The sequence below is a fragment of the Bradyrhizobium sp. HKCCYLRH3097 genome, assembly GCF_051167875.1.
Classification (GTDB): domain Bacteria; phylum Pseudomonadota; class Alphaproteobacteria; order Rhizobiales; family Xanthobacteraceae; genus Bradyrhizobium.
This window is the reverse complement of sequence record NZ_JBNPTX010000005.1, coordinates 299985-318639: the sequence shown is the minus strand read 5'-3', so window position 1 is coordinate 318639 and position 18655 is coordinate 299985. Positions and strand designations below refer to the sequence as shown.

The 18655-nt window shown below is 66.0% G+C and carries 16 protein-coding genes and 1 pseudogene; 13 read left to right on the top strand and 4 right to left on the bottom strand.

The annotated features are described in order from the left end of the window. Positions 1-48: 48 nt before the first annotated feature. The 3 genes from ACQR0U_RS15415 to ACQR0U_RS15405 are packed head-to-tail and all read left to right on the top strand — an operon-like array spanning position 49 to position 3503. Positions 49-999: an ABC transporter permease gene (locus tag ACQR0U_RS15415; protein ID WP_316202808.1), complete on the top strand. Its 951-nt coding sequence runs from the start codon at positions 49-51 to the stop codon at positions 997-999. Further along, positions 996-1850, top strand: coding sequence for an ABC transporter permease (locus ACQR0U_RS15410; RefSeq protein WP_316202807.1), 855 nt, complete (start codon positions 996-998; stop codon positions 1848-1850). Before ACQR0U_RS15415 ends, ACQR0U_RS15410 begins: the two co-directional genes overlap by 4 nt. After that, positions 1851-3503, top strand: coding sequence for an ABC transporter ATP-binding protein (locus ACQR0U_RS15405; protein ID WP_434843463.1), 1653 nt, complete (start codon positions 1851-1853; stop codon positions 3501-3503). 8 nt (positions 3504-3511) lie between these two features. Here the strand turns inward: ACQR0U_RS15405 and ACQR0U_RS15400 are convergent, their stop codons facing one another. Next, positions 3512-3988: an Lrp/AsnC family transcriptional regulator gene (locus ACQR0U_RS15400; RefSeq protein ID WP_008962239.1), complete on the bottom strand. Its 477-nt coding sequence runs from the start codon at positions 3986-3988 to the stop codon at positions 3512-3514. A gap of 241 nt (positions 3989-4229) precedes the next feature. Between ACQR0U_RS15400 and ACQR0U_RS15395 the strand changes: the two genes are divergently transcribed. Then, positions 4230-5555 (top strand): NAD(P)/FAD-dependent oxidoreductase, encoded by a 1326-nt coding sequence (locus tag ACQR0U_RS15395; protein ID WP_315714612.1) that lies wholly within the window; start codon positions 4230-4232, stop codon positions 5553-5555. Positions 5556-5819: 264 nt separating this feature from the next. Then, positions 5820-6493 (top strand): annotated as a pseudogene (locus tag ACQR0U_RS15390) (integrase core domain-containing protein). Between the two features lie 142 nt (positions 6494-6635). Here ACQR0U_RS15390 and ACQR0U_RS15385 read toward each other — a convergent pair. Together ACQR0U_RS15385 and ACQR0U_RS15380 are read right to left on the bottom strand one after the other, a co-directional pair. Then, positions 6636-6959 (bottom strand): hypothetical protein, encoded by a 324-nt coding sequence (locus ACQR0U_RS15385; protein ID WP_315827313.1) that lies wholly within the window; start codon positions 6957-6959, stop codon positions 6636-6638. A gap of 83 nt (positions 6960-7042) precedes the next feature. Continuing rightward, positions 7043-7999, bottom strand: a complete 957-nt coding sequence (locus ACQR0U_RS15380) for a LysR family transcriptional regulator (protein ID WP_315827314.1) — start codon at positions 7997-7999, stop codon at positions 7043-7045. 107 nt (positions 8000-8106) lie between these two features. Between ACQR0U_RS15380 and ACQR0U_RS15375 the strand changes: the two genes are divergently transcribed. From ACQR0U_RS15375 to ACQR0U_RS15340, 8 genes are all read left to right on the top strand, one after another. Further along, the gene (locus ACQR0U_RS15375; RefSeq protein WP_315827465.1) at positions 8107-8988 is read left to right on the top strand and encodes an NAD(P)-dependent oxidoreductase; all 882 of its coding nucleotides are present in this window, start codon (positions 8107-8109) and stop codon (positions 8986-8988) included. Positions 8989-8998: 10 nt separating this feature from the next. Continuing rightward, entirely contained in the window at positions 8999-10528 is a 1530-nt protein-coding gene (locus ACQR0U_RS15370) for an aldehyde dehydrogenase family protein (RefSeq protein ID WP_316188429.1), read from the top strand. 75 nt (positions 10529-10603) lie between these two features. Next, a complete protein-coding gene (locus ACQR0U_RS15365; RefSeq protein WP_316164522.1) occupies positions 10604-11563 on the top strand; it encodes an N-carbamoyl-D-amino-acid hydrolase in 960 nt (319 codons plus the stop codon). Between the two features lie 228 nt (positions 11564-11791). Continuing rightward, the gene (locus tag ACQR0U_RS15360; RefSeq protein WP_316185874.1) at positions 11792-13393 is read left to right on the top strand and encodes an ABC transporter substrate-binding protein; all 1602 of its coding nucleotides are present in this window, start codon (positions 11792-11794) and stop codon (positions 13391-13393) included. A 15-nt stretch (positions 13394-13408) separates the two neighbouring features. Further along, the gene (locus ACQR0U_RS15355; RefSeq protein ID WP_315714604.1) at positions 13409-14350 is read left to right on the top strand and encodes an ABC transporter permease; all 942 of its coding nucleotides are present in this window, start codon (positions 13409-13411) and stop codon (positions 14348-14350) included. Positions 14351-14409: 59 nt separating this feature from the next. Continuing rightward, complete coding sequence (locus ACQR0U_RS15350) at positions 14410-15261, top strand: ABC transporter permease (RefSeq protein WP_410051823.1); 852 nt, start codon at positions 14410-14412, stop codon at positions 15259-15261. A gap of 34 nt (positions 15262-15295) precedes the next feature. Further along, on the top strand, positions 15296-16285 hold the full coding sequence (locus ACQR0U_RS15345) for an ABC transporter ATP-binding protein (RefSeq protein ID WP_315714968.1): 990 nt from the start codon (positions 15296-15298) through the stop codon (positions 16283-16285). Further along, positions 16282-17256 (top strand): ABC transporter ATP-binding protein, encoded by a 975-nt coding sequence (locus ACQR0U_RS15340; protein ID WP_316172066.1) that lies wholly within the window; start codon positions 16282-16284, stop codon positions 17254-17256. The genes ACQR0U_RS15345 and ACQR0U_RS15340 overlap by 4 nt, the downstream gene beginning before the upstream one ends. A gap of 631 nt (positions 17257-17887) precedes the next feature. Here the strand turns inward: ACQR0U_RS15340 and ACQR0U_RS15335 are convergent. Beyond that, on the bottom strand, positions 17888-18262 hold the full coding sequence (locus tag ACQR0U_RS15335) for a hypothetical protein (RefSeq protein ID WP_434843462.1): 375 nt from the start codon (positions 18260-18262) through the stop codon (positions 17888-17890). Positions 18263-18655: the final 393 nt, after the last annotated feature.

The following is an 18655-nucleotide window of genomic DNA, read 5'->3' as shown; positions in this document are numbered from 1 at the left end:
GTCGGCGCCACGATGACCATGATCTGATCAGGCTCGCGGACCCAAAGTTTGAAACATCGGATCGCATCCCTCATCCTGGCCCGGCTGGCGATCGCGCTGGTCACCGCGATCATTGTCTCATTCGCGGTCTTCTTCGCCACCGCGATGCTGCCGGGCGACACCGCGACCATCTTGCTCGGCCAGGCCGCGACCCCCGAGGCGGTCGAGGGGCTGCGCAAGGCGATGCATCTCGATGATCCCGCCATTTTCCGTTTCCTGCGCTGGCTGGCCGGCGTCGTGCAGGGCGATCTCGGCGTGTCATATGCCAACAACATGCCAGTCGCGAAGCTGATCGGCGGGCGCCTCGTCAACACCCTCAAGCTCGCCGGCCTCACCGCGACCGTCGCGGTGCCGCTGGCGCTGACTCTCGGCATCACCGCGGCGATGCTGCGCAACACGCTGTATGATCGCTGTCTGACCATCGCCGTCATCGGCATCGTGTCGGTGCCGGAGTTCATGATCGCGACCCTCGCTGTGCTTTTGTTCGCTGTCTATCTTAATTGGCTGCCGGCGGTGTCCTTCATCAGCGAGATCCGCACCGCGTATGATTTCGCCCGCGCCTATGCGATGCCGGTCGTGACGCTAACCATCGTGATCTCGGCGCAGATGATCCGGATGAGCCGGGCGGCCGTGATCGAGACCTTGAACACGCCCTACGTCGAGATGGCGCTCTTGAAGGGCGCCTCGCGCAGCCGTCTGGTGCTCCGCCATGCGCTGCCCAATGCGCTCGGCCCGATCGTGAATGCGGTGGCCTTGTCATTGTCCTATCTCCTGGGTGGCGTCATCATCATCGAGACCGTCTTCAACTATCCCGGCATCGCCAAGCTGATGGTCGACGCGGTGTCGACCCGCGACCTGCCGCTGATCCAGAGCTGCGCCATCATCTTCTGCTTCGGCTTCCTGCTGCTGACCACCACGGCCGACATCATCGCCATCCTGTCCAATCCGAGGCTGCGATGAGCAGCGCCGCGAAATCCGCCTCGCGAACCCGGCGCTTCGGTTACCGCATCAACGCTGTCGGGGTTGCCGGGGCGCTGGTCGTGGCGTTCTGGATCGTGGTGGCGTTCGTCGCGCCCTCCATCATTCCGCATCCGATCGGCGACATCGTCGACACCGATTATTTCGGCCCGATGAGCCGCGAGCTGTGGCTGGGCTCCGACTATCTCGGACGCGACATGACCTCGCGCATCCTGATGGGCGCGCGCTATACGCTCGGCATTTCGGTGGCCTCCGTGATCATCGCCGGCGTGTCGGGCGTCACGCTCGGCATGATTGCGGCGATCACCGGCGGGGTCGTCGACATGGTGCTGAGCCGGCTGCTCGACGCGTTGAGCTCGATTCCGAGCAAGCTGTTCAGCCTCGTCGTCGTCGCCGCGGTGGGCTCGTCGATCCCGGTGCTGATCCTGACCATGGCAGTGATCTACATTCCCGGCGCCTACCGCTTCGCCCGCGCGCTCGCGGTCAACATCAACACCATGGATTTCGTCACGGTGGCCCGGATCCGCGGCGAGAGCCTGTTCTATTTGATCCGCGCCGAGATCCTGCCCAACATCATCGGCCCGGTGCTGGTCGATCTTGGCTTGCGCTTCGTGTTCATCGTGCTGCTGCTGTCCGGAATGTCCTTTCTCGGCCTGGGCGTGCGGCCGCCTTATGCCGATTGGGGCGCGCTGGTGCGCGAGAACATCGGCGGGCTGCCCTATGCCGCGCCGGCCGTGATCTTCCCGTCGCTGGCGATCGCAAGCCTCACCATCGCCGTCAATCTCCTGATCGACAATCTGCCGACCAAGATCCGCGACCGGGAGGCGTCGTAGATGACGAGCCTGGTGCAGATCCGCGATCTTCGCGTCGAGGCGACCACCGATTCCGGCCGCACCATCGAGATCATCAGGGGCGTCGATCTCGACATCGCCGAAGGCGAGATCGTCGCGCTGATCGGCGAGAGCGGCTCCGGCAAGACCACCATCGCGATGAGCCTGATGGGCTATGCGCGGGCCGGCTGCCAGATCGTCGGCGGCTCGGTCACGCTCGATGGCGTCGACATGGTGACACTCTCGGAGAAGGACAAGGCGGCCGTGCGCGGCGCCAAGATCGCCTATGTGCCGCAGAGCGCCGCCGCGGCGTTCAATCCGGCAATCCGCATCATGGATCAGGTCATCGAGGTCGTGCGCATCCACGGCGTGATGCCGGTGGAGGAGGCGCGCAGCAAGGCCGCGACGCTGTTCCGTGCGCTGTCGCTGCCCAACCCCGACACGATCGGCGAGCGCTATCCGCACCAGGTGTCCGGCGGCCAGCTGCAGCGGCTCGCCGCGGCGATGGCGCTGATCGCGAGCCCGAAGGTGCTGATCTTCGACGAGCCGACCACGGCGCTCGACGTCACCACCCAGGTCGAGGTGCTGCGCGCGTTCAAGTCGGTGATCTCGGCGCATCGCATCGCCGGCATCTACGTGTCGCATGATCTCGCCGTCGTCGCCCAGATCGCCGACCGCATCGTCGTGCTGCGCAATGGCGAGGTGCAGGAGAGCGGGACGACCGCCGACATTCTCGAGCGCGCGCAGCACCCCTATACGCGCCAGCTGCTCGCCGCCATCGCGCCGCATCATGAACCGCGAGCGGAGGCGTCCGTGGCGGCCGAGGCATTGCTCGAAGTGCACGAGGTGTCGGTCGGCTACGGTCCGCTGCGCTCGGACGGCCTGCCCGCGATCGTGGCCGTCGAGAACGTCAGCCTGCGTGTCGCGCGCGGACGCAATCTCGGCATCATCGGCGAATCCGGCTGCGGCAAGTCGACGCTCGCCCGCGCCATCGCTGGCATCCTTCCGCCGTTTGCGGGCGGCGTCGTGTTCGACGGCCGCGAGCTCGGGCGCAGCGCGCGCAGCCGCGATGCGGACCAGCTCCGCCAGGTGCAGATCGTGTTCCAGCATGCCGACACGGCGCTGAACCCGGCGCATACGGTCGAGGACATTCTGGGGCGGCCGCTGACATTCTATCACGGCATGCCGCGCCAGCACCGCAGCGCCCGCATCGATCAGCTGCTCGACATGGTGAAGCTGCCCCGCAGCCTGCGGCTGCGCCGTCCGGGCGAGCTCTCGGGGGGACAGAAGCAGCGCGTCAACTTCGCCCGCGCGCTGGCCGCCGATCCCAAGCTCATCATCTGCGACGAGATCACCTCCGCGCTCGACACCGTCGTCGCCGCGGCGGTCATCGATCTGCTCAAGGAGCTGCAGCGCGAGCTCGATCTCGCTTATGTCTTCATCAGCCACGATCTGTCGGTGGTCGAGGCGATCTGCGACGATATCGTCGTGATGTATCGCGGCCGCAAGATCGAGCAAATCACGCCCGAGGCCATGGCGCGGCCGGAGCATCCCTACACGAAGCTCCTGCTGTCGTCGGTGCCGAAGCTCGATCCCGCCTGGCTCGACAATCTGCGCCAGGATCCCGAGCAGGTCCGCGAATACTGCCAGCGCTGACCGCGCGGCTACATCTGGAACAGGCTGGTCAGCGGCAGATAGGGCTTGACGATCGGCGACTTCAGCACGACGAAGCTGAAGTACTTCTCGATTCCGATGTCCATGTCGGTCAGCCGCTCCATGATGGTCTGGTACTCGCCGATCCCCGCGGTGACGAACTTCATCATGTAGTCGTAGCCGCCGGAGACGAGGTGGCACTCGATCAGCTGGTCGATCTTCTCGACCGCGGCGAGAAAGCGGGCGAAGTCGATCTGGCGGTGGTTCTTCAGGGTGACCTCGGTGAACACGGTCAATGTCTGGCCGAGCTTGGAGACGCAGATCTGCGCCGAGTAGCCCTCGATATAGCCTTCCGCCTGCAGCTTCTTCACCCGCATCAGGCAGGGGCTCGGTGACAGATTGACCAGCTCGGCCAGCTCCACATTGGTGACGCGGCCGTTCTTCTGCAGTTCATGCAGGATCTTGATGTCGATGCGATCGAGCTTCATGAAGCCGTGGTCCCGTGTGGCGCGAGGTCGGGTCCCCATTACAGCAGAAAATTCTGCGCTTGGCCCAACGAAATGTCCGTAAAGCAAGAATGGGGCCGTATCCGCCGGGATTATGCGATGCAAAACAATACGCCGGCGCTGCGCCGGCTGGCAGAATGATATGCCGTCCCGGCCGCGAATCCGGCGCCCGTGCGGCCTGATACCGCTCTAACCTGTCCAAGCCTACAGCCGGAGAGACCGCATGCCCGCACCGCTGGTGCACGTCGAGACATCGCCAACGCTGCCCGCGCGTGCAGATGCCGTGGTCATCGGCGGCGGCATCGTCGGCGTGTTCACGGCCTATTACCTCGCGCGGCGCGGGCTCGCGGTGGCGCTGATCGAGAAGGGCCGCATCGGCGCCGAGCAGTCCAGCCGCAATTGGGGCTGGTGCCGGCAGCAGAACCGCGATGCGCGCGAGCTGCCGATGGCGACGCTGAGCCTCGATCTGTGGGAGCGCTTCGCGGCCGAGAGCGGCGAGGCGACCGGCTTCTCGCGCTGCGGCCTGTTCTATCTCAGCAATGACGAGGCGGAGCTCGCCGGCTGGGCGCGCTGGGGCGAGTTCGCCAAAACCGCCGGCGTCACCACGCACATGCTCGATAGCCGTCAGGCCACGGAGCGCGGCGCTGCCACCGGGCGCAGCTGGAAGGGCGGCGTGTTCTCGCCGACCGACGGCACCGCCAGCCCCGCCGATGCCGCGCCCGCGGTGGCGCGCGCGATCCTGAAGCAGGGCGGCTCGGTGCACCAGATGTGCGCCGTGCGCGGCGTCGAGACCAGCGGCGGCCGGCTGTCGGCCGTGATCACCGAGCGCGGCACCATCCGCACGCCGGTCGCGGTGCTCGCCGCCGGCGCCTGGGCTTCGTCGTTCTGCCATCAGCTCGGTGTCGCACTGCCGATGGCCTCGATCCGCGCCTCGGCGCTCGCTCTGTCGCCGTCGGCGGAGCCGCTGCCCCCGGCGCTGCACACCGCCGCCGTCTCGATCACCCGGCGCGGCGACGGCGGCCATACGCTCGCGATCAGCGGCCGCGGCCGCGTCGATCCTACACTTCAGCAGCTGCGCTTCGCGTCGCACTTCCTGCCGATGTTCGCCAGGCGCTGGCGCAGCCTGCTGCCCGGCGGGCTCGAAGGCCTGCGCGCCGGCCACGAGACGGTCGGCCGCTGGCGGCTCGACGCGCCGACGCCGATGGAGCTGACCCGCATCCTCGATCCCCGGCCGGACCAGGCCACCATCCGCCTGACCCGGGCGCGCGCGGTCGAGCTGCTGCCGGCCTTGAAGCAGAGCCGCGTCACGGCGGCGTGGGCGAGCTACATCGATTCCACGCCCGACGGCGTGCCTGCGATCGACGAGCTCGCCGCGCTGCCCGGCCTGATCGTCGCCGCCGGCTTCAGTGGCCACGGCTTCGGCATCGGGCCAGGTGCGGGCCATCTCATCGCCGACCTCGTGACCTCCGCCAAACCGATCGTCGATCCCAGGCCCTACGCGCCCGCGCGTTTCGCCCGGCATGAGTCCAAGACGGTCGCAGACTTCTGAAGGTTGCGTCTCCGGGACGTTAAGCCCCCGACTGCGCCAGACCGTTCGGTTCGCCGAATTCACCGGTTCCGCTCTGCGGCCCTTCGGTCTGCGGCTGACTTCGTCCAGTCCGTTTGGGGCCTGCTCTTGGAAGGCGTTGCAGAACAATGATGCCTTTTCCCCCCAAACGAGTTCTCAACTTTCTGATTTTGTTGGTATTCGCTGACCTTGCCCCTGGGGCTTAATCCAGTTTGAAGTTCGTTCTGGCCCAACGAGGACCAGAGCATGAAGCGCAGCCGCTTTACGGAAGAGCAGATCATTGGGATTTTGAAGGAGCACGGGGCTGGCGTTCCGGTCGCCGATCTCTGCCGCAAGCATGGCGTGAGCGACGCCAGCATTTACAAGTGGAAGGCCAAGTTCGGCGGAATGGACGTCTCGGAGGCCAAGCGGCTGTGAAGACGCTGGAGGACGAGAATGGCGCTGGTGGCCGACACTTCACTCTCGGGCGCCCCGGTCGCCCGGGAGCTGGACCGGCCGGTCGCCGAGCGCGGCAAGCCCAAGATGGTGGTGAGCGACAACGGCAGCGAGCTCACGAGCAATGCCATCCTGACATGGACCGATCAGAGCCGTGTCGCCTGGCACTACATCGCGCCGGGCAAACCCATGCAGAACGCCTTCATCGAGAGCTTCAACGGTCGCCTGCGGATGAACAGCTGAACGAGACGCTGTTCACCTCGCTTGCTCAGGCCCGCGTCGCGCTCCGATGCTGGCGGACCGACTATAACGACGCTCGGCCGCACTCCCAGCTCGGATGGAAGACGCCATCCGAGTTCGCCGCCACCTGCAATCCGCGTCGGGATCTGGAGCTGCGCTATGCCGAGAGCTCCGCGCCAGCTCCCGCCGCTACGACCGCCCAGATGGGCACATCAAACCGCCCGAACGAACTCAGATCTGGATAAAACTTGGGTGCAAGGTCATGGGCCCTGAAAACATTCAGGCGCCGAAACCCTTCCAAGCTGAATAGGAGGGTTCGATTCCCTTCACCCGCTCCAGCGCCCTCCTGCCGAAAATCTGCTGCAGCGGTCCGGTCGGGGCGGCTGACTAGTCGCAATGAATCTGTTTGCCCATCCGCCGGCACGTCCTGCCATCACTGAAGTAGGTCGTGCTTCCGACCGTGTGCGACGACGTGCCATCGCTGTAGTAGGTGTGGTTGCCGATCTGCTGCGAGCTGCTGCCGTCGTTGTTGTAGGTGAAGCGCCCGATCTGCTGTGACGAGGAGCCGTCATTCCAGTAAGTGTTGTTGCCGATCCGCTGCCCCGACCTCCCGTCGTCGCACAGGATCTGGTTGCCGATGAGCTGGCAGGTCTCGGCCTGAGCTGCTGTCGCCGCCCACAGGCCGAACGCGATCGCGAGAGCGTGGCGCATGAGGTCGATTCCCTAAATTACAACATCCAATCGCAACCCACGCGCGAGCGCAACGGAAAACGATCCGTGATGATCTGTGCGGATCAACGTCCGGCGCCGCGCGTCCTGGTCTTGCCGGCGGGTCCTCCGACCCGGAACGCCCGCATCTGGCCGCTGAGAAAGCGCAGCAGATGGCTGGCGGCATGCGGCAGCTCGCGGCCGCGCCGGGTGATGACGCAGGCTTCGCTCGAGGCCAGCAGGCGGTTGTCCACCGGCACGGCGGCAAGGGAGCCGTCGGCAAGATCGGCGGCGATCGCGAAGGCCGGCAGCAGCGTCAGGCCGAGGCCGCTCCTGACGAAGTGGCGGAGCACGTTGATCGAGCTGGTGGTGAGCTTCGGCGACAGGGCGATGCGCTCGGCGGCCTCCGCCATTGCCACGACCTGACGCGTGCCGTAGCTCGGATGCATCAGTCCGAGGGGGTGATCGGCGAGCTCGCGCAAGCGCAAGGGACGGCCGAGCCGCGCGAGCGCATGATCCGGCGGCATGATCGCGCAGAGCGGCTGCCGGCTCGCGGTCGCGATCCGGATGCGCGGATCGGCTGATGGGTTGAACACCAGGCCGATGTGATGGCGGTCTTCGGCGACGGCATTGACGACCTCGTTGGTGCCGGCCAGATCGAACGCCATGGTGAGGTCGGGATGGCGTTGCCAGAACCGGCCGAGCGGGCCGGACATCAGGTCGCTGACGAAACCCTCGCCGAGCACGATGTCGACATGGCCGCGTTTGAGCCCCTGCAATTCGCGCAGCTTGGCGACGGTGTCGGCCTGGTCGGCCTGCCATTGCCGGAAGCGCTCGACCAGCAGCGCGCCGGCCGCGGTGGCGCGGATGCCGCGGCTGAGGCGCTCGAGCAAGGTGAGGCCCAGCTCCTTTTCCAGCAGCGCGATCTGCCGGCTGATCACCGACGCGTTGACGTCGAGCGCTTCGGCGGCGGCGCGCACCGAGCCGAGGCGGATCGCCTCGTGCAGATAGTGCAGGCGGTGGTGATCGAGCAGGGCGGACATGGCTTCGGAACGTGTTGACCTGAGGTCAACACTAGCGGCGGACGGCGCTGATGTCTGCTCCGGAATTGCGCGGCTACGCTGGCGAGGCAAATCTGGCAGGAGGCCTCGTGACCGCGGTCGGCATCATCGGACTTGGCAACATGGGGCGCGGTATGGCGCTGACGCTGAAGGGCGCGGGCTTCGCCGTCACCGGCTACGACACGCTAGCCGCGACGCGCGCGGCGCTCGCGGCCGAGGGCATCGCGATTGCCGACGGCATCGGCGGCGTGATCGCCGCCGCCGACATCGTGATCCTGTCGCTGCCGACCGCCGGCATCGTCGCCGATGTCGTGGAAGGCGCCGGCGGTATCCTCGCGCAGGCCAGGGCCGGCGTCGTCATCGTCGACACCTCGACCTCGCATCCCGAGACCTCGCGCCGGCTCGCAGCCCTTCTCAAGGCGCGCGGCATGGGCTTCGTCGATGCGCCGGTCAGCGGCGGGCCGAAGGGCGCGGCGACCGGCACCATGACGATGGTGATCGGCGCCGACGGCGATGATCTCGCGCGCGTGCTGCCGGTGCTGGAGCGCATGAGCGCCAAGCGCGTCCATGTCGGCGGCGTCGGCGCCGGCAACGTCGCCAAGATCGTCAACAATCTTCTCTGCGCCGCGCATCTGCTGACCGCCGCGGAGGCGCTGCGCATCGCCGATGCGGCGGGCGTCGACGCAGTGCGGCTGCTCGAAGGGCTCAATGCCGGCTCCGGCCGCTCCGGCGTCACGCTCGTCAACGTGCCCAACTGGATTCTCAACGGCGCCTTCGACTCCGGCTTCACCATGCAGCTGATGCGCAAGGACGTCAGGCTCGCGGCGCAGTTCATCGGCGAGCTCGGACTGTCGCTGCCGATGGCCGCCGACACCGCGCGCATCTGGGCGGACAGCGCCGCCAGCATCGCCGACACCGATGATTTCAACCGCATCGTCGAGCTGCAGCTCGGTCCGATGCCGAAGCCGTGAGCGTGCCGCCATGACCCATTTCATCGATCCCCGCCTGCGCGCCGCCACGCTGCCGTTCTGGCCTGACTTGGAGGCCGTTGGTTCCCATGTCGGCGGTGACCTGATCGTCGGCGATGGCGCGACGGTCTCGGTGAATGATCCCGCCACCGGCAGATTGCTGTTCACCTATGCCGATGCCGGTGCCGACGTGGCGGCCAAGGCGGCTGCTGCTGCGGGGGCGGGGCAGGCGGAATGGGTGAAGCTGACCGCCGCGGGCCGCGGCCGCGTGATGCAGGCGGTGGCGCGGGCGATCCTCGCCGCGGCCGAGCCGCTGGCGCATCTGGAAGCGCTGTCCGCCGGCAAGCCGATCCGCGACACCAGGGGCGAGGTCGCCAAGGTCGCGGAGATGTTCGAGTACTATGCCGGCTGGGCCGACAAATTCCACGGCGACGTCATCCCGGTGCCCTCAAGCCATCTCAACTACACGCGTCGCGAGCCGATGGGCGTGGTGCTGCAGATCACGCCGTGGAATGCGCCGATCTTCACCGCGGGCTGGCAGATCGCGCCAGCGATCAGCATGGGCAACGCCGTGCTGCTCAAGCCCTCGGAGCTGACGCCGCTGACCTCGCTGGCGCTGGCAGGCATCGCCGAACGCACGGGCTTGCCGAAGGGCGTCGTCAACGTGCTCGCCGGTTTCGGCCACACCACGGGGCAGGCGGCGCTGGCGCAGCCTGCGGTCAGGAAGGTGGTGTTCGTCGGCTCGGTACCGACCGGGCGGCTGATCGGCGAGGCTGCGGCGCGCAGGCTGTTGCCGTCGGTGCTCGAGCTCGGCGGCAAGTCCGCCAACATCGTGTTCGCCGATGCCGATCTCGAACGCGCCGCCGTCGGCGCGCAGGCCGCGATCTTCGGCGGCGCCGGACAGAGCTGCGTCGCCGGCTCCAGGCTGCTGGTGCAGAGCGCGGTCTATGACCGCTTCGTCGATCTGGTTGCAAAAGGTGCAGTGAAGATCAAATGCGGCGATCCGCTGTCGGCGGACACCGAGATCGGTCCGATCAACAACGCCAGGCAATATGATCACGTGCTGTCGTTGATCCGGGAAGGCGCGGCGGAGGGGGCGGAGATCGCCGCTGGCGCAAATGGCGTGGCGCAGGACGGCGGATATTTCGTCAAGCCGACCGTGCTCAAGAACGTCACCAACGCCATGGGTATCGCGCGCAAGGAGGTGTTTGGTCCGGTCGTCGCCGCGATCCGCTTCGACACCGAGGCGGAGGCGATCGCGATCGCCAATGACAGCGAGTTCGGCCTCGCGGGCGCGGTGTGGACCAGGGATGTCGCGCGCGCGCATCGCGTCGCAGCACAGGTCAAGGCCGGGACGTTCTGGATCAACGCCTACAAGACCATCAACGTCGCCTCGCCGTTCGGCGGCTACAACAACAGCGGCCATGGCCGCTCCTCCGGCATCGAGGCGCTGTACGAATACACGCAGGTGAAGAGCGTGTGGGTCGAGACCGCGGCCGAGCCGGCCGTGGCGTTCGGCTACGCGCCGGGCTTGCGCGACTGAGCGGGCATGGCATGATCGGTGCAAGAGCTGCGCGCCACGGAACGACCACTTAGTTCCGAAATAAGGAACGGAAACATGCCGCGCTTCGTCAACGTCGCCATTGGTCAGCTCGGCCCGATTGCCAAGAGCGAAACACGGACCGCGGTGGTTGCGCGACTGATGGCGTTGATGCGGCAGGCGCACGCCAATGGCTGCGACCTGATCGTTTATCCCGAGCTCGCGCTGACGACGTTCTTCCCGCGCTGGTACATGGCCGATCAGGCCGAGATCGACCTCTATTTCGAGCGCGAGATGCCGGGGCCGGAAACGCAGGCCTTGTTCGCGCTCGCGAAGGAGCTGCGCATCGGCTTCTGCCTGGGCTATGCCGAGCTGGCGCTCGAGGGCGGCATCGTGCACCGCTACAATACCGCCATTCTCGTCGACAAGACCGGCGCGATCGTCTCGAAATACCGCAAGGTGCATCTGCCGGGACATGCCGAGCACGAGCCGTGGCGCAAGTTCCAGCACCTGGAAAAGCGCTATTTCGAGCCCGGCAAGCGCTTCGGCGTCGCGAGCGCCTTCGGTGGCGTCATCGGCATGGCGATCTGCAACGACCGCCGCTGGCCGGAGACCTATCGCGTGATGGGGCTGCAGGGCGTCGAGATGGTGCTGATCGGCTACAACACGCCGGTGCACAATCCGCCCGCGCCGGAGCATGACGATCTCTCGCTGTTCCACAACCGCCTCGTGATGCAGTCCGGTGCCTATCAGAACGGCACCTGGGTCATCGGCGTCGCCAAGGGAGGCATCGAGGAGGGCATCGACCACATCGCCGGCAGCTGCATCATCGCACCCTCCGGCGAGATCGTCGCGGCCTGTGCCACCAAGGGCGATGAGATCGCGCTGGCGCGCTGTGACCTCGATTTGTGCAGATCCTACAAGCAGACGGTCTTCAACTTCGACGTCCATCGCCAGCCGCAGGCTTACGGCATGATCGTCGAACGCAAGGGCGAGACGCTGATGGCCGACGGCTCGCCCGTCAGAAAGCAGGCGTGACGCACGATGTTGCTGCACGGCACTTTCCGTAGCCCGCATGAGCGAAAGCAACATGCGGGTTCGCATGAACTGTGCGGGAGAACCCGGGGGCGCTGCGCTCGCCCGGGCTACGCAAAAGCTTGCGCTCCGTGCCTCATTTGCGTTCAAATGAATGCACTCCACGCGCATGGCATGGGCCTTGCTTATAATTTCGGCAATTGAACTTGGCATGTTGCATCAGGAGAGAACATGGATCGCAGGACGGTATTGAAGGGATTGGCGGGCGCGGGTGGTCTGGCGCTGACGGGGATTGCGGCACCGGCGATCGCACAAGGCGCTGCCGCACGCACCTTGCGTTTTGTGCCACAGGCCAATCTCGCCAATTTCGATCCGATCTGGGGCACGCAATATGTCGTGCGCAACGCGGCCGCGATGGTGTGGGACACGCTGTACGGCATCGACGACCAGTTCGTGCCGCAGCGCCAGATGGTGGAATCCGAGCAGGTGTCCGACGACGGCCTGACCTGGACCTTCAAGCTGCGCCCGGGACTGAAATTCCATGACGGCGAGCCGGTGCTCGCCAAGGACGTCGTCGCCAGCCTCACGCGCTGGTCGGCGCGCGATCCGATGGGCCTGATGCTGAAGGCGCTGCAGAACGAACTGACGGTCGTCGACGACAAGACCTTCAAATGGGTGTTGAAGCAGCCCTATCCGAAGATGCTGTTCGCGCTCGGCAAGGGCAATGCGCCCTGCGCCTTCATCATGCCCGAGCGCATTGCGCAGACCGACCCGTTCAAGCAGATGTCGGAATATGTCGGCTCTGGCCCGTTCAAATTCGTCAAGGGCGAGTGGGTGCCGGGCGCCAAGGCCGTGTTCGAGAAGTTCACCGACTACGTGCCGCGCCAGGAGAAGCCGGTGTGGCTCGCCGGCGGCAAGCAGGTGCTGGTCGATCGCGTCGAATGGGTGATCATGCCGGATCCTGCGACCGCGGCTGCCGCGCTGCAGAACGGTGAGGTCGACTGGTGGGAGAACCCGATCACCGATCTCGTGCCGGTGCTGAAGGGCAACAAGAACATCGGCGTCGACATCGGCGATCCCCTCGGCAATGTCGGCTCGTTCCGCATGAACCACCTGCATGCGCCGTTCAACAACGTGAAGGCGCGCCAGGCGATCCTCATGGCGATGAGCCAGGAAGATTATATGCGCGCGCTGGTCGGCGACGACAACGCGCTGTGGAAGCCGCTGCCCGGCTTCTTCACGCCGGACACGCCGCTCTATACCGAGGCGGGCGGCGACATCCTCAAAGGCAAACGCGATTTCGCGGCGGCCAAGAAGCTGCTTGAGGAGGCCGGCTATAAGGGTGAGCCGATCACCTGCGTCGTCGCGCAGGACCAGCCGATCACCAAGGCATTCGGCGACGTTACCGCCGATCTCCTCAAGAAGCTCGGCATGACCGTCGACTTCGTCGCCACCGATTGGGGCACCGTCGGCGCCCGCCGCGCGCAGAAGACGCCGCCTTCGCAAGGCGGCTGGCACATGTTCCACACCTGGCACGCAGGTGCCGACTGCATCAACCCGGCCGCCTACACCGCGCTGCGGGCCAATGGCGACAAGGCCTGGTTCGGCTGGCCGACCAGCGAGCCGGTGGAGAAGGAGATCACCGACTGGTTCGCCGCCAAGTCGCTCGACGAGGAGAAGGCGGTCGCCGCGCGCATCAACAAGGCGGCGATCGACGACGTCGTGTTCGCGCCCACCGGCTTCTTCCTCGGCTATACCGCTTGGCGCAAGAACGTCTCGGGCGTGACCAAGGGGCCGATCCCCTTGTTCTGGGGCGTGTCGAAGACCGCATAGGGCGAAAGACCTCCCATGCTCACCTATGCGCTCCGCCGAGTCCTGTCGACGCTGCCGGTGATGGCGATCGTCGCGCTGTTCGTCTTCAGCCTGCTCTACATCGCGCCGGGTGATCCGGCCGTTGTGATCGCAGGCGACCAGGCGAGCCCGGCCGACGTCGAGCGTATCAGAGCCAATCTCGGACTGGACCAGCCATTCCTGGTCCAGTTCGGCAGCTGGGTTTGGCGTCTGCTGCACTTCGATCTGGGCACCTCGATCTTCACCAACCTGCCGGTGTCGGCATTGATTGCCCAGCGTATCGAGCCGACGCTGTCGCTGATGATGGTCACCCTGGTCCTCACGATCATCATCGCCGTGCCGCTCGGTGTCATCGCGGCCTGGAAGGCGGGCACCTGGATCGATCGGATCATCATGGCCTTCGCCGTGTTCGGTTTCTCGGTCCCGGTGTTCGTGGTCGGCTACATCCTGGCCTACGTCTTCGCGCTGAAGTTCGATTGGCTTCCGGTGCAGGGCTACACGCCGCTGGCCCAAGGGTTTTGGCCGTGGCTGCAGAACCTGATCCTGCCGGCGGTTGCGCTCGGCTGCGTCTACATCGCGCTGATCGCGCGCATCACTCGCGCCGCGATGCTCGAGGTGCTGCAGCAGGACTACATCCGCACCGCGCGCGCCAAGGGCCTGGGGCAGGGCGGCATCCTGTTCATTCATGCGCTGAAGAATGCCGCGGTGCCGATCGTCACCGTCGTCGGTATCGGCATCGCGCTCCTGATCGGCGGCGCCGTCGTCACCGAGAGCGTGTTCGCCATTCCGGGCCTTGGCCGGCTCACCATCGATGCCATCCTGCGCCGTGACTATCCGGTCATCCAGGGCATCGTGCTCTTGTTCAGCTTCGTCTACGTGCTCGTCAATCTCCTGATCGACGTCACCTACACCCTGGTCGACCCGAGGATCCGCTATTGACCGCCACCTCCATATCGCCGCCGCCAGGCCTCGTCCTCGCGCCTGTTCTGCCCGACCTGATGGTCGCGCCGAAGATCCGGCGCGGCGCCATCGGCTTCCTGCGTAACCATCCGACGGTTGCGATCGGCGGCGCGCTCCTGCTGCTGCTCGTCATCATCGGCGTGTTCGCGCCATTCCTCTTCACCGTCGATCCCACCGCGATCGCGCCGGCCAAGCGCACGCGGCTGCCGTCGGCGGATTTCTGGTTCGGCACCGATGCGCTCGGCCGCGACATCTATTCCCGCGTGCTCTATGGCACCCGCGTCTCGCTGACGGTCGGCCTCGCGGTGGCGCTCGGCGCCTCCCTGATCGGCCTTACCATTGGTCTCGTCGCCGGCTTCCTGCGCTGGGCCGATGGCGTCCTGATGCGCTGCATGGACGGGCTGATGTCGATACCGCCGATCCTGCTCGCGGTGGCGCTGATGGCGCTGACGCGCGGCAGCGTCGGCAACGTCATCCTCGCCATCACCATTGCCGAGATCCCGCGCGTCGCGCGGCTGGTGCGCGGTGTCGTCCTGAGCTTGCGAGAGCAGCCCTATGTCGATGGCGCGGTCGCCTCGGGCACGCGCACGCCGATGGTGATCCTGCGCCACATCCTGCCCAACACCATGGCGCCGATGCTGGTGCAGGCGACCTACATCTGCGCCAGCGCGATGATCACCGAGGCGATCCTGTCCTTCATCGGCGCCGGCACGCCGCCGACCATCCCGTCCTGGGGCAACATCATGGCCGAAGGCCGCGCGCTGTGGCAGGTCAAGCCCTTCATCGTGTTCTTCCCCGCCGCGTTCCTCTCGGTGACCGTGCTCGCCGTCAACCTTGTCGGCGACGGCCTCCGCGACGCGCTCGACCCGCGCATGGCGAAGAGCCCATGAGCAGCGCAGTCAGAGATCGCCGGGAGCTCAAATGATGCCGCTGCTCGAGGTCGAGAATCTCCAGGTCCATTTCCGCACACCGACCGGCATCAACCGTGCCGTCGATGGCGTCTCCTTCCACGTCAACCCCGGCGAGACGCTCGCCATCGTCGGCGAATCCGGCTGCGGCAAGTCGGTGACGTCAATGTCGATGATGCGGCTGATCCCGGAGCCGCCGGGCAAGATCGCGGGCTCGATCAAGCTCGAGGGCAGGGACATTCTTAAGCTCTCCGACCGCGAGATGCGTCAGCTCCGCGGCAACGACATCTCGATGATCTTCCAGGAGCCGATGACGAGCCTCAACCCGGTGCTGACGGTCGGCCGCCAGATCGGCGAGACCCTGCGGCTGCATCAGGGGCTCGACCAGGCGCAGGCCGAGGCGCGCGCGGTGGAGATGCTGACGCTGGTCGGCATCCCCGAGCCGGCACGCCGCGTGCGCGAATATCCGCATCAGCTCTCCGGCGGCATGCGCCAGCGCGTGATGATCGCGATGGCGCTGGCCTGCAACCCGAAGCTCCTGATCGCGGACGAGCCGACCACCGCGCTCGACGTCACCATCCAGGCGCAGATCCTCAAGCTGATGCTGGAGCTGAAGCAGCGCGTCGGCGCCGCGATCATCCTGATTACCCACGATCTCGGCGTCGTGGCCGAGGTCGCCGAGCGCGTGATGGTGATGTATGCCGGCCGCAAGGTCGAGGAAGCGCCGGTCAGGGAGCTGTTCCGCTCGCCGCGCCATCCCTATACGCAGGGCCTGCTCGGCGCGCTGCCCAAGCTCGGCTCGTCGCTGTCGGGCGAGACCAGGCGTCTCGCCGAAATTCCCGGTCAGGTGCCGGACCTCAAGCAGCGCATCGAGGGCTGCGTGTTCGCCGGCCGCTGCGCGCTCGCGACCGATGTCTGCCGCCAATACGCGCCGGGGCTGGAGCAGAAGGCCAAGCATCACATCGCCGCCTGCCATTTCGCCGCCAAGGAGCAGGCCGCCGCATGACCATGCCGCTGCTCCAGGTCAACGACCTCAAGAAGCACTTCCCGATCCGCAGCGGCCTGTTTGGGCGAGCCAAGAGCCGGGTGCACGCCGTCGACGGCGTGTCGTTCGAGATCGCGCGCGGCGAGACGTTGTCGCTGGTCGGCGAATCCGGCTGCGGCAAGTCCACCGTCGGCCGCGCCATCCTGCGGCTGTTCGACATCACGGCCGGCCAGATCGTGCTCGACGGCACGCGGATCGACGATCTCGGCCCGGGCAGCCTGCGCGACATGCGCCGCCGCGTGCAGGTCGTGTTCCAGGACCCGTTCTCCAGCCTCAACCCGCGGATGCGGATCCGCGACATCCTGGCCGAGCCGATCAACAATTTCGGCCTCGCCAAGACTGCGGCCGAGCGCGATGCGCGCATTGCCGAGCTGATGGAGATCGTCCGGCTGCCGCGCGACGCCGTGAACCGCCGCCCGCACGAATTCTCCGGCGGCCAGCGCCAGCGCATCGGCATAGCGCGGGCGCTCGCCGCCAAGCCCGACCTGATCGTCTGCGACGAGGCGGTCTCCGCGCTCGACGTCTCCGTCAAGGCGCAGATCGTCAACCTCCTGCAGGACCTGCAGCGCGAATTCGGCCTCGCGCTGCTGTTCATCAGCCACGACCTCGCCATCGTCGAGCACATGACGCACCGCGTCGCCGTGATGTATCTCGGCCGCATCGTCGAGCTCGCCCCCAGACGGCAGATCTTTGCGTCCCCCGGCCATCCCTACACCAGGGCGCTTCTCTCAGCCGTCCCAATTCCCGAACCCGGCGCCGAGCGCACCCCGATCATTCTCAAGGGCGACGTTCCCAGCCCCGTCAACCCGCCCAAGGGCTGCCGCTTCAACACCCGCTGCCCTCTCGCATTCGACCGCTGCCGAATGGAGGCGCCCGAGCTGCGTCTGAAGGGCGAGGACCAGTGGGTGGCGTGCCATCTGGAGAATGCGTAGTTGTAGTAGCGTAGGGTGGGCAAAGGCGCTACGCGGCGAAAGCCGCGAAGCGACCTGCCCACTGCGCCCGGTGCGAATGACAGCTTGACGCACGAGACTGCCGCGCCAATCCTCATTGCGAGCGCAGCTCGCAATGAGGGAGGAGAGATGGTGCGTTTCTCGCGCGGATATGGGTGCAGCGCATAGCCCGCATGAGCGACAGCCGGCGCGCGGGACGCGCGTCGGCGCCAGCGGTCTTGCGTGCCGTGTCGGCGAACCCGGATGTCGCTGCGCTCGTCCGGGCTAGGTGGCGACCGAAAGAAACTTCGACGGCACGCGGCATCGCTGCGCCGCGCGTCGTCGCTGCAGATCATGTCTTGAGGAATGGTACCGCAGCCGCGCCCGGTTGCGACCAGACGTCGGCTCACTGGGCACGGCTCTCGCCCGCTTCAGACTGCAAGCGACCGATTGAATTTCGTCCAATAGAACGTCGCAAAGCGCGATCTGCGACAGCAGGGCGGCCTCTGTCGATTGGTGCGACGTCGGCCGATCGAGGTGTAGCTTTGCTGTGCGGATTCTGCTTAGCGATTTCAATACTGAATGATTGGACAGGTCGCCGCCTCGAATATCGGTCATTTTGCCTGCACCACCACTACACGAGATCTGTCGCATCAGGACCAATTTGGTTCAAAGCAATCGGTATGCCGCGAAGGGGGCCGCGAGCGGACAGCGCGACCTTGCGGGTCCCTCCGGCGTCTGCAAAGCAGCGCCCACGGACATCAATCGGCGGTTTACAGTTGGTTCCGAAATTGAAACTTGGCACGTTGAGTTGACGCTTTGCCTGCCTGATTGGCAACTTATCGCTCTTGGTCGAGCGATTGGCGACCTGCTGATGACCTGTTGCAGCCGTGCCAGACTGGAAGACGCTCGCTGTGCCCGGCGAGGGGATGACCTGGTGCACCGCCACTGAACTGGTAATGCCTACAAGATAACTAAGAGAATGCAACGTGACCGTCTTGATAAGCATGATTGGACTCACTTCATCTCGCCTCATATCGACAGGCGTGTGGACGTTGCCAGGTTCGCGTTGTGACAAGGGCATAAGTTCATCGCTTCGGTGACCTGCTTCGCAAGATCGAGAATCTCAAGCGCCGAGCGTCGCCGGTTAGGTGTGTTGGTGTTCCGAACATTATCCTCTCCCAAAAATGCCGCGGGTCTCGGCTCGCTCGGTCACGTTCAACCCTGTCTGTCGCTGCGAGGATGCGCTTAGCGAGTCTTGATTTCGTGGTGGAGTTTTGCCCGGCCTTGGGCAGGGGATCACCGCCTCGTCCAGCACGGAACTCATGAGTTCCACTTCGCCGGGATGCCGGTTCCCGTGCCGCCACGTTCATCTCCTCTCTTACGGTCGCACTCGACAGAA